The organism is Scytonema sp. PCC 10023 (assembly GCF_963920835.1).
Classification (GTDB): Bacteria; Cyanobacteriota; Cyanobacteriia; order Cyanobacteriales; family Nostocaceae; genus Kalymmatonema.
This window is the reverse complement of sequence record NZ_CAWUDP010000033.1, coordinates 40,934-55,706: the sequence shown is the minus strand read 5'-3', so window position 1 is coordinate 55,706 and position 14,773 is coordinate 40,934. Positions and strand designations below refer to the sequence as shown.

Sequence of the window (14,773 nt, the reverse complement as noted above, 5' to 3'; positions counted from 1 at the left end):
CACTCATAACTAACTATCAACTGAAGCATCTATTGATTCGGGGCGATTGGGTAGTACTGATTCACCTTTATACTCTCGCCACAAAGAAAGGAGAGTGCTGGCGATAAAAATACTGGAATAAGCCCCAGCAGCAAAACCAATAATCAATGCTAAAGCAAAATTTTTCAGTGTTTCTCCTCCAAATAGGAAGAGCGCAAGTAATGTCAGCAACACGGTTAAGGTTGTGTTTATTGACCGTGTTAGGGTTTGGTTTACCGCATCATCTACAACATCGGCAAAGCGGCGTTCAGGATTAGTTTTGATAGTTTCGCGAATACGGTCATAAATGACCACAGTATCGTTAACCGAAAAACCTGTAATCGTCAGCAGGGCTACGATAAAGAGGCTATCTACTTCTGTCCCTAGTGTCAAACCCAAAATCGAAAAAATCCCGAGCGTGATGAAAATATCGTGGAATAGAGCAACAATCGCAAAAAGGGCATAGTCTAACTGGAAGCGAAAAGCCATGTAGACAACAATGCCAATGAAGGAAACGATCAAAGCGATGACACCAGACCGAAACAGATCTTGCCCGACGCTAGGACCCACCGTATCAATTTGGTTTTTCTCAGGGTCAAAAGCGCCAATTTTCTCACTGATAGCGTTTTGCAACTGGGTACGCTGTTCGGGAGTTAAAGTTTTTGTCCGAATTAATACACCGTTTTCTTTCCTTGTCTCTTTATCGGCAATAATTTGGATACTGCTATCACCCAGCCCTTGTGCTCTGGCTACTTCCCGCACGACGTTGACATCAATCGCTTTGTCGCAGTTACCTGGTTTGGTACAATCTCGTTCAAACTGCAGCCGCGTACCACCGATAAAATCCAGACCGGGACGCAGCGGAGCACCAAGTTGTTGCCAAGAAATCACCATTGAGATGATACCGGCAAGGATAATCGCGGAGGAAACAATCCACCAAAGTCCTCTTGATTTGTTGATACTGAGTCTCATCGAGCCACCTCTGCCTTATTCGTCACTGGCAGGTTCGGACAGAAAAGTTCGGTTTTGCGCAGCGAAGGGAATGAAATTGCGAAAAACATAAGTGTGCGACTACAGGTGATTGCTGAAAACATACTGACAGCCACACCCAAAGCTAAGGTCAGAGCAAAGCCTTTCACCAACCCAGAACCGAGCCAGAAGAGTGCCGCACAGGCAATCCATGTTGTCACGTTACTATCTAAAATACTAGAAAACGCTCGGTAAAAACCGGATTCTACAGAACGATACAGAGATTTGCCTGCTCGTAATTCTTCCCGTGTACGCTCAAAAATCAGCACGTTAGCATCAACCGCCATACCAATACTGAGGATAAAACCAGCAATACCTGGTAGTGTGAGGGTAACGCCTAACAAAGCAAAGCTTGCCCAAGTTAAAAGGGAGTAAATCACAAGAGCTATATCCGCAATCAATCCCGGCAATCGATAGTAGACCACCATAAATATTAATACTAAAGTCAGACCACCGATGCCAGCATAGATGCTGCTTTGTATACTATCTTTACCTAATGTCGCCCCAACAGTCCGGATTTCTCCAATTTCTACTGGTACGGGTAACGCGCCACCACGTAGTTGCACGCCTAAGTCGTTGGCTTGTTGTGCAGTAAATCGACCTGTAATCACAGCAGAACCACCAGTAATACCCGTGGTAGCGAATTCGGGTCCTACGGTGGGAGCACTAATGAGTTCGTTGTCCAGAAAAATACCTATGCTGCGTCCGGTACCGGCGAGTTGTTTCGTCAGTTCAGCAAACACCTCACCACCCTTTTCATTAAAGCGAATAGCAACATTCCAGTCACTTCCTTGCGTTGGTTCGCCATAGGCGTCCTTGAGGTATTTACCACTGAGTGGTGGGTTTGTGCTTTCAAACAATTCCGCAATTGCTTTAGTATTGTTTTGCAGTTCTTGTTGATTTTTCTCTATAGCAGCTTTATCGTTGCTCTTCCTTAATTGTTCCTGCTTTGCCTTCAGTTGTGCTCTGGATGCTTGAAGAGCAATAACTTGAGTTTCTGTATTTGGCTTTTGCTTGCGAAACTCTAATTCTGCCGTACCTCCCAGGACTCGTTCTGCTTGCTCTGGGTCATTAACTCCGGGCAGTTGTACTAAAATTTGGTCTGTACCTACCGTTTGGATGACTGGTTCAGAAACACCCAAACCATTGATCCGACCTTCAACGACGCTTTTGACAGCATCCAATTCTCGTTCGGTAATTTGCTGAATTTCTGGTGTGGTTTTCACCTGAATGGTAAGCTGTGAACCTCCCCGCAAGTCTAACCCTAGAGGTATAGGAATTGTGGCAATCACCGTAATGGCGGCAATTACCAAGATTAAAATCAAAGCTAATAGCGATCGCTGTCTTTGCATACCCTTACTCGCTGCGACAAAGGCTATGATAGCGCTCTTTGGAAGAGTTGTAGAGACGCGCCATGGCGCGTCTGTACATTTGTTAGTAGAAACGCACTGTTTGAAGCGTCTGTACATTTGGAGCGTTGCTAGTTATTCTTTACGAATAACTACTAACGACTACCCAAATTCCACTTTCCAATCTTAGACGCGCAAAGCTACCATTTTTTCCACAGCTTCAACAATTTGCTCTGGTTGAACAATCGTTAATCTTTCCATAGTACCGTTGTAAGGCGTGGGAATATCTTGGGAAGAAAGCCGCAGTACAGGTGCATCCAATTCATCAAACAAGCGTTCATTGATAGAGGCAATTAATTCTGCTCCAATGCCTCCTGTTCTCATGCCCTCTTCCACGATAATCACTTGATGTGTTTTTCTTACTGATGCACCAATTGTATCAAAATCTAGTGGCTTGAGTGATATCAGGTCAATGACTTCTGGGTCATAACCTTGTTTTTCCAATGTTTTTACTGCTTGCATCACATGATGCCTCATCCGCGAGTATGTCAATATTGTGACATCTTTTCCCTGCCGTACAACTTCTGCTTTATCCAAAGGCAGTAGGTATTCTTCTTCTGGTAAGTCTTCTTTCAAGTTGTAAAGCAGAACATGTTCAAAGAACAACACCGGGTTATCATTGCGGATAGCGGATTTCAGCAATCCTTTGGCGTTGTAAGGAGTAGAGCAGGCAACAATTTTCAACCCTGGTACGGCTTGGAAGTATGCTTCTAGGCGCTGGGAGTGTTCTGCGCCCAACTGTCTTCCTACACCTCCAGGACCGCGAATCACCATTGGAATTTTAAAGTTACCGCCGGAAGTATAGCGCAGCATTCCAGCATTGTTAGCTATTTGGTTAAAGGCAAGAAGCAAGAAGCCCATGTTCATGCCTTCAACAATTGGTCGCAACCCGGTCATTGCTGCCCCAACAGCTAAACCTGTAAAGCTGTTTTCAGCAATCGGAGTGTCTAGAAGTCGGAGATCGCCATATTTTTTGTATAAGTCTTTAGTTACTTTGTAGGAACCGCCGTAGTGTCCTACGTCTTCACCAAGAACGAAGACAGTTGCGTCACGCGCCATTTCTTCATCAATGGCTTCCCGCAAAGCGTTGAAGAACAGTGTTTCTGCCATTTGACCAATATTATCGATTATTGTTCTTGAATCTTATCGCGCATCTGCTCTCCAAGACGGTGAGCAATTGCACGAGTTGCATCTATAGTCATAAACCGTAAAAAGTTCAGAGGACAACACAGACACTATTATTACGGGTTCTGGTACTTTTTCGCCCTTTCCTACACGGACTTTACCTAATTTATAAATCAGTGACACATATGACGTGCTTTGTACAAGGCAGACCTTATTGTGGAACCACAACGCGTGTATTAACTTTCTTCATGACAAATTCTTTTCAGTCAGGAATGTTCTCAGTGATAAGCTAGAACACGTTGAAATGACATATTTCGTTGTGGGAAATTTTCATATTTTTTCCAAAATACCATTTGCCAAATGTAACTTTTAAACTTTAATTAAGCAATTTTCTGACTTGGATAAATGTCTTATACAATACCAAAGAATTTACCTGTTACCCGATTAGCCTTTAAAAGATAATGGGAGTATGTCAATGAATCTACCTGTTGTTTTCGATATTGCTCTTGGCTTAGTTTTTATTTACTTAACTTTGAGCTTGATAGCTTCTGAAATTCAGGAATTAATTTCTACCCTTCTACAATGGAGAGCTAAACATTTAAAACAATCAATTGAATTGCTTATGGCAGGTGGTAGCGAAACTGGTTCAGAAGAAATCGAAAAGGCAGTGGAGTTGGTAAAGGAACTTTATGGAGACCCCATAATTAATACCTTAAATCAACAAGCAAAGGATGGAATAGAAAAGGGATTCCGAGACGTTACTAAAACCATTAACTCAAAAGTATCAAAAGAAAAAGAAAGTGCTCCTTCCTATATTCCTTCCGAAACCTTTGCAATCACTTTATTAGAAACTTTAAAAATTCCCCAGTTAATTAATCATGTGAAAAATCCTAGTACTCAAACTAACTTGCACATGATACTATCCACTTATAAAGAATTGAAAACAGGTATTAATGATAAAAATAGTGATAGCTACCAAAGAATCCAAGCAATATATGGAGAGATTGAGCAAAACCAAAATTTTCAAAATCTTGTTAATAGTTTACCAGAGCGCGTACCTGATAAATTAATTAATAGTCTTACTGTTATTGCTGACAGAACTAGGATAAAAATTGATGACCTCAAACAAGAAGTGAATCAGTTTCAAAAAGAGGTTGAAACGTGGTTTGACCGTTCAATGGATCGGGCAAGTGGTGTTTATAAGCGCAATGCCAAAGGAGTTGCAATTTTAATTGGGATATCAATTGCAATATTAACCAATACTGATACATTTCACCTGCTTAACAGACTATCACGGGATTCGGCTATCCGCTCTGCCATTACTCAAAGTGCAAGCCAGCGAGTTGATTTTCTTAATGACTCAAATGCCAGAATGGAAATTCAGAAACTGTTAGGGGATGCTTCTGTACCCATTGGATGGCAAAACATCAATCAACAGCTTGATCTTGAACCATTGAATACTAGTCAAGGCAATACTGCTAACGCTGTCTTGCGCAAAATTTGGAAGGTTATAGCCATGTTTGGCGGTTGGGTTGTGAGCGGTTTAGCTATTGCCATGGGTGCGCCTTTTTGGTTTGATATCCTTAATAAAGTTGTCAATGTGCGTAATGCTGGTCCAAAACCTCAGTCGTATAGTAAAGATCAGCCGCCTTCAAATTAGCGTTTCACTGCGAAGTTTCCCCTCTTCCTCCAGTGTTTGAACTCAGATTGAACTGTGTCACTGACAGACTGGCTAGGGGGATACGATCAAGTCATTCACCCTTATCAACGCTCATCAAACTATACTCCCAATTTTTGCCTGAAGTTATTCAACTGACTCGTCCTTTGGAACTGAAAAACAGGGGCTAGCAACAGGCTATGAATTGAACGTCTTGCGCGGCAGTCCCCACCCGAGCGCCGTAAGGCGGGGTGGGGAAGGATAGCGCTTCAGGGTCGTGTTTGAGCTAGTTTGCATTTTTGTCTGTGCAGTGTTATAATTATTACTGCGAGGCATAAACGTAAAGTACCCGCTTTGCCGTAGAGGAAGACTACCCGTAGCATAAAGGCAACTAGGTAACTGGTCGGCAATGGTCAACCTAATCGATACAGTTAACGGCAGTATCCTGATACCAGAATCAGCGTCTAATAGAGGTTTTGTCCCCTTAGATATTTCTGGGCTAGATAAAAATTTAGCCACGGCGTTAGGAACTAGCGTCGTCAGACGCAGATGGTAAACCTCTATCCAGTAGAGCCGTCAGGACTCGAACAGGTAAGTTCACCAAGCGAAGCGTCAAAAACACGACCCGTAAGTTGGGATTTTGGAAACCCCAACCGAGCGCGAAGCGGGTTGGGGTAGTTCATTTTAGTATCCAGCCTCTCTCAAATGGAAACTTGGCGAATCGCTGACTTGAGTCATCTGATTCATTTGAGGAGGTTGATTAACCTGATTTTCCGGAAATCTTCTAGGTCTTCCTGGTTTACGCTTATGTCGTTGATTGATTGATTTTTCGCTTGCAGCAGCCAGTTCTTCTGGTGTACATTTAAACAGCCGCAATGCATCTAAATATTTTTTAGGTGTCATGGTAGGCTCTGTACGCCCTGCTTCCCAGTTGCGAACACTAGTTTCACTAATTGCAAGCCTGAAGGCAACCTCTGCACGGCTAAGTCCCGCACGCTCTCTCAGGACTTGCATATCCATACCCAATGCTCCCTTTCTAAAACTATCGTACTTATTTATTAAATCAATTGACGTAAAAAAGCCAACTGAGGATTATTTCTTAACTATATTATTTTATAATCTATTGATTACGTATCTGGCAAACGGGCGATAGCCCTCACCCCCAAAAGTTATGATTGTTTTTCAAGGGTTTGGGAAGCTGCCTCTGTTTTATAGTGTATTTTTATCTGTCACGGAAAAAGCCTCGGCGCTCAAATTTATCTCTTGAGTAGAGGATAATCTCATACCCAGACACAAAGACACCTAGATTGGCTCTGCGCCTTTGCAGCTTGGTCTGAGATTATCAACAAAGTTACCAAATTTAATGATTTGGCACTTGAGGCAATCAGCGTCTAGCGCAACCAACGCGCCGCATCTTTAGCATGGTAGGTTAAAATCAAGTCTGCGCCGGCGCGTTTAAAGCCGATGAGAGTTTCCATCACCACACGCTGTTCGTCAATCCAGCCGTTCAAAGCTGCGGCTTTAACCATAGAATACTCACCAGAAACGTTATAAGCAGCAACAGGCAAGTTACTCGCTTCCTTAACGCGCCAGATAATATCCATGTATGCCAAAGCTGGCTTCACCATCAGCATATCAGCACCTTCGGTGATATCCAGTGCAATTTCTTTGAGGGCTTCCCTGGCGTTACCAGGATCCATTTGGTATGTTCGGCGATCGCCAAATTGTGGGGCTGAGTCTGCTGCATCCCGGAATGGACCGTAGTAAGCCGAAGCATATTTGGCAGCATAAGACAAAATCGGGGTATCTTGGAATCCAGCTTCATCCAAAGCGCTGCGGATGGCTTGCACAAATCCATCCATCATTCCGGAAGGCGCAATGATATCTGCCCCAGCTTTTGCTTGGGAAACCGCTGTTTTGCCCAGTAATTCTAGAGTTGGGTCATTCAAAACCCGTCCGGTTAAGTCACCCACTTCCAAATAACCGCAGTGTCCGTGACTCGTGTACTCGCACAAACAAGTATCAGCAATCACAATCAAATCAGGAACTGCTTGTTTAACAGCGGACGCCGCTTTTTGGACAATACCGCAATCATGCCATGCCCCAGTGGCATCCACATCTTTATCTGCAGGAATGCCAAATAAAATAATGGCAGGAATTCCCAGGTCGTACACCTCTTTTGCTTCTTCCACTATTTTGTCTATTGAAAGTTGGAAGACACCAGGCATAGATCTGACTTCATTCGCAATCCCCTCACCTGGTACGGCAAACAGAGGGTAAATTAAATCATTTGTGGTTAAAACAGTTTCACGTACCATCCGGCGTAGTTGTGGATGGGTACGCAAACGGCGGGGGCGATGAGTCGGAAACATAGGGCTTTTTAAAATGAACAACTAACTTGTGGGGCAATGCTGCACCAAAGGAGCGGCTTACCCCATGAAGTATAGTACGACGTGCTTAAGCCAGTTTTCAGACTATTATGAAACATTAAGAAGTACAGGTTGGCTCGCCGCCTCTTGAATGCTCTGGACAATTTTGTCTGCCACCTCCGTACTTGTAAAATAGCTACCGTGGGCATTACCACCATTGAGCAAAGCGGCTAAAGGTGTCTGGCTAAAAAGTAGGTTCAGATAGTCGAAACCTTTTAATTGGGTGACGACATCTTCCACGTTTACACATTGACTCAATCCATCCACTAAGCTGTATATTAGGGGGTTGAGGGGCCAAGCCACAGGATCTCCCGGGTGAATGTAGTTCCGCCAAGGTAGCTTGTTGCCGTTCAGCTTTTTGCAAAGGTTCTTCACGAGCGCTTCCAATTTGGGAGTGATGTCATGGGTAGCGTGTTGACGTGCCTGAGGTTGTGTCGATTCTGCCACACCAGCAGCTTGTTTCTCACCTTTCACTACATCTAGCAGGCTGAACAGAGCAATAGGCGAGCCCATTGTGTGAATACTGGAAATACGAATACCTTGCTGCGCGTAGGGTTCTACGCCATAAAAGCGCTTGCGAATCTTCTGAACAGATTTAGAACCTTCGATCTTTTCGTCATCCCAACGTTCAGCAAACAGTATGTCGAATAGGATAACTGTTCCCCAGCTATGAGTCACTAGATGCAACCGATCTTCTGAGTCAGCCTTATCTAATCCATGGTTTAGCATGTCCTGATTGAGCTTTTCGACAACCTTGGAACCAACAGTGCGGCTGATGTATGAAGCAGCATCACCAGCAAACTGGAGTAGTGTCGTTTGGCGGAATTTTTGGAACCAAAGCTGTTGCCAACAACCGTCTTCAGACTGGAGCTTGGAGAGGAGTTTCTTTTCTCCTTCCTGGTTCACCTCGCCCCAGTAAAGAGGTATTTTTTGGAGTTCGTAGCATTTGTCAACATTTTTTCTAATTAGCTCGAACAGTTTGTCGGCGTAGTCCGGTTTTTCTGGTTCAGAGCGAGTATTGACACCATGAATAAATAGGACGTAATCAGTAGCCATAAGCAAACCTTTTAAATTCACATGAGTTTCATAAAGTTACAAAATCGCAAGGCACAGAGAGCCACGTGACGGCTATAATTAAAACCTTGCATCTGTATTTTTTATATAGCTGTCAGTCAAATCAACTTATGCACTTATTCGATAAGGCATAAATGAAGGTCTGTGTTGATCTGATGACTTTAGCTTAGTGCTAATATTCTCCGAAAAAGTTTACAAAACTTTTTGAGCAAACTTTGATGGACAAAAAACAAAGCGTCATATACGTAGAACAAAAACGCTCTTTAGTCAGACAGACTACAAAAAGCGCTTAACTATCACGCCACTTGCGAGATTCGGGGGAAACGAACACGCAAGTGGCTCTTCTCCCCTAATGCTTATGACGCTGTGGGGCAATTTTCTATTTTACAGCTACATTGCCGAGCAAAAATATTAAAAGTTCCCTCAAATTCTACATCTGGACGTTATTAAAAATTAATGGTGATGTGCGCGCAATTAGTCCAGAATGAATAATTCATCAACCGATAGTTTTTTGATGAATGACTAAAGGCTAATGACTACTGACTTAATGACTAAAAAACCCTGAGAATGAAGGGATAACGGAAGGGTTTATCTGGATCGGTAAGAACATGGTAAATCGCCCAAATTGTCAGTCCCCAATGGACTAGAAACCATAAACCTGCTAGTGGTAACAGCAAACCAAAGGTTATCCAAGTTAATCCTGTTACAATCGCTCCATAAAGCCATACATTAAAGTGGAAGTTGATTGACTCTTTAGCATTTTCCTTAACAACTGGGTCTTCTGACAAAAAGAATATGGCTATGGGTAGACCTACAGACACTAAAGTAGCGCTTAAGAAGATTGCACCATGACTGACTGCTGATAGAATCTTGCGTTTGTCTGGATCGTACATTCTTTTTTTTTCTCCTTCAGTTTAGCGTGGTTATTATATAACGACCCTATCACGAGCATTGTTATCTTAAGATTAAAAGACTCGCTAAAGTTGGAAAAAGTTAAGTTAAGTTAAGTTACAAGCAAGCAAATTACAGTATGTCTACTGAAATACAGTCGGAATTGCATAAAGCAGTTGCTCATCGTCGCAACTTTGCGATTATTTCTCACCCAGACGCGGGGAAAACGACACTGACAGAAAAGCTTCTGCTGTACGGAGGAGCAATTCATGAAGCTGGCGCAGTGAAAGCAAGACGGGCGCAGCGCAAAGCCACCTCTGACTGGATGGCTATGGAACAACAACGAGGTATTTCGATTACCTCTACAGTGTTGCAGTTTGAATATCAGGACTGTCAGATAAATTTGTTAGATACGCCTGGACACCAGGATTTTAGCGAAGATACTTATCGTACCCTGGCAGCAGCAGACAATGCCGTGATGCTGATTGATGCGGCAAAAGGTTTGGAACCGCAAACGCGGAAGTTGTTTGAAGTGTGTAAGATGCGCGGTATACCCATTTTCACATTTGTGAACAAACTTGACCGTCCGGGAAGGGAACCTTTGGAACTGTTGGACGAGATTGAGCAAGAATTAGGGTTGCAAACTTATGCTGTGAATTGGCCCATTGGTATGGGCGATCGCTTCAAAGGTGTGTATGATCGCCACAAAGAACAAATTCACTTGTTTGAAAGAAGCGCCCACGGTAGCCGTGAAGCTGTGGACACAGTGGTTGATTTGGGCGATGCCAGAATAGAAGAACTTTTAGAACAAGACCTTTACTACCAACTGAAAAACGATTTAGAACTCCTAGAAGGGGTGGGACCAGAATTAGATTTGGAATTGGTTCATCAAGGCAAAATGACACCCGTTTTCTTTGGTAGTGCCATGACCAACTTCGGGGTAGAGTTATTCCTAAAATACTTCCTTAACTACGCCCTCAGACCTGGTTCCCACAATAGCAGTGTTGGTGAAGTTCCCCCCACCAATCCGGACTTTTCTGGATTTGTCTTCAAACTCCAAGCAAACATGGACCCGAAGCACCGCGATCGCGTCGCTTTTGTGCGCGTTTGTACGGGTAGATTTGAAAAAGATATGATAGTGAATCATGCCCGCACAGGCAAAACTATCCGCCTGTCCCGCCCACAAAAATTATTTGCTCAAGAACGCGAATCAATAGATGTCGCTTACGCAGGTGATGTCATCGGTTTGAACAATCCAGGTGTTTTTGCCATAGGTGACACAATTTATTCTGGTCAAAAGCTGGAATATGAGGGAATTCCCTATTTCTCGCCCGAGTTATTTGCACTTCTGCGTAACCCCAACCCATCTAAATTCAAGCAATTCCAAAAAGGAGTTTCGGAATTGCGAGAAGAAGGAGCCGTGCAAATAATGTACTCAGTAGATGAAGCGAAACGCGACCCAATTTTGGCAGCCGTTGGTCAGTTGCAATTTGAAGTGGTACAGTTCCGATTGCAAAACGAGTATGGAGTCGAAACTCTGCTCGAATTGTTGCCTTACTCTGTCGCCCGTTGGGTAGAGGGTGGATGGGAAGCATTGAATAAGATAGGACGCTTATTCAATACCACAACAGTAAAAGACAGCATGGGGCGTCCAGTGTTACTATTCCGCAATGAATGGAATTGCCATCAATTGCAGGAAGACCATCCAGAATTGAAATTGAGCGCTATAGCCCCAGTTGTTTCCGGACAACAACCGATAAATGATTCAAAGAGTTAGTTGTTAGTGGTTCCTACCAACTAATGTAGAGACGCTTCAAACAGCGCGTCTCTACAACTACTCACTATTTACGAGCGAAGTGCTTGAAAAAGCTCATAGATGGGTATTGTGAAGTACCCACCACCAAATCGGAGTACCGATTATGGTGGGGGCTTCGCGTCTCATTCGCCGCCGCCTCCTTGTGTTGCCACAACTTGGTCTTACACCGCGTCTCTGGTATTTCTACCTTTATCCTTGCAAGAAGGAACCCGCGCAGCCGCCCGCCTCCCGCAGGCAGTTATTCATTTTTGTTCCGAGGCTCATCATGATATCTTGTTGGATCAGCGGACTCGCCCATTCCCTAGTTCTGCTAGTTACCTGCGTAAGCGTACTACCGCTACTTTGACGTTTTGTTGTCAGCCAGCTAGGTAGATCATCGACCAATACTATTATACAACACTTACTCGTAATATTCCCGAGGAATTGACAATTCCTCAACCACCCCACTCCCTCATCAACCTGACGGTTGATATTAGTCGGAGGTGACGAGCGTCATTGTCCGCCAGAGCAATCCCGCCACTAAACGGAGTACCGTTATAGTGGGGGACTTACGGCGAATGAGTTAACAAAGACCGGAGTGAGAAAATTTTTATGCCTTCACATCCTGAACCATCTTTGGAGGCAGGATTATCCGCAGTTAAGCAGGGTGATTTCCAAAGCGCGATCGCCACTCTAGAAGCAGTAGCTGCAACTGCCAACAGCAACACTGTTTTGCAAGCGCAGATAGGGTTAGTCGTAGCTTATGCAAAAAGCGGCAATATCCCAAAGGCGATCGCCTTATGCGAAACTCTCACTCAAAGTCAAAATTCCCAAGTAGAAGAGTGGGCAAATCGCACCTTAGAGCAATTGACACTACCTTATCAAAGTAGTGAAACATCAACAACTGATGTCACACGTTCTGTCCCGATTGAAGCGGACAAAAGGAACCGGGAAGATGAGAGAGCAACATCTCCCTCATCCCCCTCATCCTCCTCATCCTCCTCATCCCCCTCATCCCCCTCATCCCCCTCATCCTCCTCATCCTCCTCATCCCCTCCTCCAGTCAGTCGCGAAAAAGCTAAACCACTGACAATTCATTGGCGACAAGCAAGAAGAGCACAGTCTTGGCAACCGCTGCAAAAGCTCAACTTAATACCCTTTCGGCTGCTGATAGCAGGAACATTCATTGCTTTGTTGTGGCTGATGCGGGAATTGCTCGTGTTGGTGATGCGATTTATCAACGATATCCTTAGTAAACTACCATATTTGCAGCCAATACAGCTTTTCTCGGCTAATCCTACTTTATTCTTGCTATTGCTACTGCTCATTTTGATAGGCTTTTCTCCCTGGTTACTAGATCGAATACTTATAAATTTTTACGATCAGAGAAAATTGGAGAGAGATACCTTAAATAGATACAGTAAAGAAGCTGTTCGGGTGCTGCAAGGCTGTTGTCAGCAGAGAGGCTGGGAGATACCAAAACTTGGTGTTTTACCTTTGGCAGCACCCTTGGCGCTGACTTATGGAAATTTACCACGCACAGCCCGAATTGTGGTGAGTCAGGGGCTGTTAGAGCAACTAGCAGATGATGAAATAGGCACAATTTATGCCAGCCAGTTAGGGCATATTGTCCATTGGGATTTTGTGGTGATGTCTTTGCTGCTACTTGTAACAATTCCAATATATAAAGCATATCAGTCTTTTTCTCAATGGGGAGACAGAACAACAGCGCGAATTTGGCGTCCTATCGTGGGTATTATGGCAAGCGTGACCTATGGAGTTTGGTGTTTGATTACTGGAACAAGCATATGGTTGTCACAGTTACGGCTTTACTATAGCGATCGCTTTGCTGTTGAAATCACTGGTAATCCTAATGGTCTTGTTCGTGCCTTACTCAAAATTGCCATTGGTATTGCCGATGATATCCAAAAACAAGAACACACGAGTTGGCAGTTAGAAAGCTTAAATATACTAGCGCCTGTGAGCCACCAGCAAAGTATTTGTTTGGGTAGTATTGCTTCCCACACAACGTTTGAATCGTTTTTGATGTGGGACTATCTTAATCCCTATCGTTGGTGGTTTGTGATCAATAATACTCATCCTTTGATCGGCGATCGCCTGCAACGTTTGCTATCAATAGCCCGCCGTTGGCATTTAGAAACAGAATTGAATTTGGAAAGCCAACAGCCTTTGAGAGTGAAGCCTCAATCTTTTTTATTTCAAATCGCTCCCTTTTTAGGAATTCCCATAGGTGTTGTGTTTGCCGTTCTGATTTGGCTCATTTGGCAAACGGCATACGCACTTAAGTTTTTGAACTTAAAGTGGATATACGATGATTGGTCTTTTGTGACAGGTTGCGTACTGATTGGATTTAGTATCGGTACATTATTCCGGATCAATTCTTTTTTTCCTGATATTAAACTTACCACTGCCCAAACTGATGACCGATTGCCTAACCTCTTATCCAACCCAGCCGTTCTTCCATCTGACAGCATAGCGGTCCGCTTCGTGGGTAAGTTATTAGGTCGTCGAGGTGCAAGTAACTGCTCGAGCCAAGATTTCATCCTCCAATCCAACACGGCTTTGGTGAAATTACACTACATTTCGTGGATAGGGCAACACGTCAATCCTCAGGACTTGATTGGTTGCCAAATTACAGTCACAGGTTGGTTACGGCGAGGAGCAACGCCTTGGATTGATATCCAAACTTTGCAAACTCAAAGCGGTACAACTATCTACAGTCTTCATCCCATTTGGTCTACAGTTTTAGCTGTTGCGGCAGAAGCTTGGGGAGCCTACATCCTTTTAAAAGGTTAGTCAGCCGTATGTAAATAAAATTTGCATAAATCGAAATAAAATGTTACATTTGGTAATATTAACAGCTGCAATCGATATAACAAGAAGACTAAAGTTAATTATCTGTGCGGCTGCTTGCGCTAATATATCCCCTTTTCCCAACACAGCAGTGAATCAGCCAGCCACAGGCTGGTTTTTGTTTACCAAGTCGCGACAGAGCAGCCCCCACCATAATCTTTGATTTGGTGAGTCAGCACTGCAGGCGGTGAGACCAGGAGTGCAGTACTGGCTCAAGAATGGGCGCTCCCTGTTTCATGACGGTTGTTGGGGAAAAATGGTCAAAATTTGGGAGAGCTTTGTTGCCTCTTGCACAATTTTTCGTTTGCGCAGCGTGTCCGTGCCTCCTCCGGAGGAGCTTGCGCTAACGCCGCTCTTGCGTGCCGAAGGCATAGAACTTATGGAAACCCAATCGCTAATCCAAGGGTCCCCAATCCCCAGTCCCCAGTCCCCTTCACCAAAAACCAAACTTTAAGAAAAAGTGTACTTTATG

Annotated in this window: 12 protein-coding genes; 5 read left to right on the top strand and 7 right to left on the bottom strand. The window is 43.9% G+C overall.

The genetic code is table 11. The annotated features are described in order from the left end of the window. Nucleotides 1-9: 9 nt before the first annotated feature. The 3 genes from secF to ACM0OZ_RS20580 form a co-directional block, all read right to left on the bottom strand. Nucleotides 10-990 (bottom strand): protein translocase subunit SecF, encoded by a 981-nt coding sequence (secF, locus tag ACM0OZ_RS20590; RefSeq protein WP_414584676.1) that lies wholly within the window; start codon nucleotides 988-990, stop codon nucleotides 10-12. Continuing rightward, a complete protein-coding gene (secD, locus tag ACM0OZ_RS20585) occupies nucleotides 987-2,399 on the bottom strand; it encodes a protein translocase subunit SecD (protein ID WP_414584714.1) in 1,413 nt (470 codons plus the stop codon). The genes secF and secD overlap by 4 nt, the downstream gene beginning before the upstream one ends. Nucleotides 2,400-2,582: 183 nt before the next feature. Beyond that, nucleotides 2,583-3,566 carry an alpha-ketoacid dehydrogenase subunit beta gene (locus ACM0OZ_RS20580; protein WP_414584675.1) on the bottom strand — a complete coding sequence of 328 codons (984 nt, stop codon included), beginning with the start codon at nucleotides 3,564-3,566 and terminating at the stop codon, nucleotides 2,583-2,585. A 490-nt stretch (nucleotides 3,567-4,056) separates the two neighbouring features. Here ACM0OZ_RS20580 and ACM0OZ_RS20575 point away from each other — a divergent pair, with 490 nt between their 5' ends. Both ACM0OZ_RS20575 and ACM0OZ_RS20570 read left to right on the top strand, forming a co-directional pair. Then, nucleotides 4,057-5,241 carry a hypothetical protein gene (locus ACM0OZ_RS20575; RefSeq protein WP_414584674.1) on the top strand — a complete coding sequence of 395 codons (1,185 nt, stop codon included), beginning with the start codon at nucleotides 4,057-4,059 and terminating at the stop codon, nucleotides 5,239-5,241. A 406-nt stretch (nucleotides 5,242-5,647) separates the two neighbouring features. Beyond that, a complete protein-coding gene (locus tag ACM0OZ_RS20570) occupies nucleotides 5,648-5,794 on the top strand; it encodes a hypothetical protein (RefSeq protein WP_414584673.1) in 147 nt (48 codons plus the stop codon). Between the two features lie 128 nt (nucleotides 5,795-5,922). Here the strand turns inward: ACM0OZ_RS20570 and ACM0OZ_RS20565 are convergent, their stop codons facing one another. The 4 genes from ACM0OZ_RS20565 to ACM0OZ_RS20550 all read right to left on the bottom strand — a co-directional run bounded on the left by ACM0OZ_RS20565 (nucleotide 5,923) and on the right by ACM0OZ_RS20550 (nucleotide 9,634). Further along, nucleotides 5,923-6,258 carry a helix-turn-helix domain-containing protein gene (locus ACM0OZ_RS20565; RefSeq protein WP_414584671.1) on the bottom strand — a complete coding sequence of 112 codons (336 nt, stop codon included), beginning with the start codon at nucleotides 6,256-6,258 and terminating at the stop codon, nucleotides 5,923-5,925. 371 nt (nucleotides 6,259-6,629) lie between these two features. Then, nucleotides 6,630-7,610 (bottom strand): porphobilinogen synthase, encoded by a 981-nt coding sequence (gene hemB / locus ACM0OZ_RS20560; protein ID WP_414584670.1) that lies wholly within the window; start codon nucleotides 7,608-7,610, stop codon nucleotides 6,630-6,632. A gap of 105 nt (nucleotides 7,611-7,715) precedes the next feature. Beyond that, nucleotides 7,716-8,723, bottom strand: a complete 1,008-nt coding sequence (locus tag ACM0OZ_RS20555; protein WP_414584669.1) for a hypothetical protein — start codon at nucleotides 8,721-8,723, stop codon at nucleotides 7,716-7,718. 569 nt (nucleotides 8,724-9,292) lie between these two features. Next, nucleotides 9,293-9,634: a DUF4870 domain-containing protein gene (locus ACM0OZ_RS20550; protein ID WP_414584668.1), complete on the bottom strand. Its 342-nt coding sequence runs from the start codon at nucleotides 9,632-9,634 to the stop codon at nucleotides 9,293-9,295. Nucleotides 9,635-9,771: 137 nt separating this feature from the next. On the opposite strand from ACM0OZ_RS20550, the gene prfC reads away from it, so the two are divergent. From prfC to ACM0OZ_RS20535, 3 genes are all read left to right on the top strand, one after another. Beyond that, on the top strand, nucleotides 9,772-11,409 hold the full coding sequence (gene prfC / locus ACM0OZ_RS20545) for a peptide chain release factor 3 (protein WP_414584667.1): 1,638 nt from the start codon (nucleotides 9,772-9,774) through the stop codon (nucleotides 11,407-11,409). Nucleotides 11,410-11,508: 99 nt separating this feature from the next. After that, on the top strand, nucleotides 11,509-11,820 hold the full coding sequence (locus ACM0OZ_RS20540) for a hypothetical protein (RefSeq protein WP_414584666.1): 312 nt from the start codon (nucleotides 11,509-11,511) through the stop codon (nucleotides 11,818-11,820). Between the two features lie 219 nt (nucleotides 11,821-12,039). After that, nucleotides 12,040-14,244, top strand: coding sequence for a M48 family metalloprotease (locus ACM0OZ_RS20535; protein ID WP_414584665.1), 2,205 nt, complete (start codon nucleotides 12,040-12,042; stop codon nucleotides 14,242-14,244). The last annotated feature ends 529 nt before the right edge of the window (nucleotides 14,245-14,773 follow it).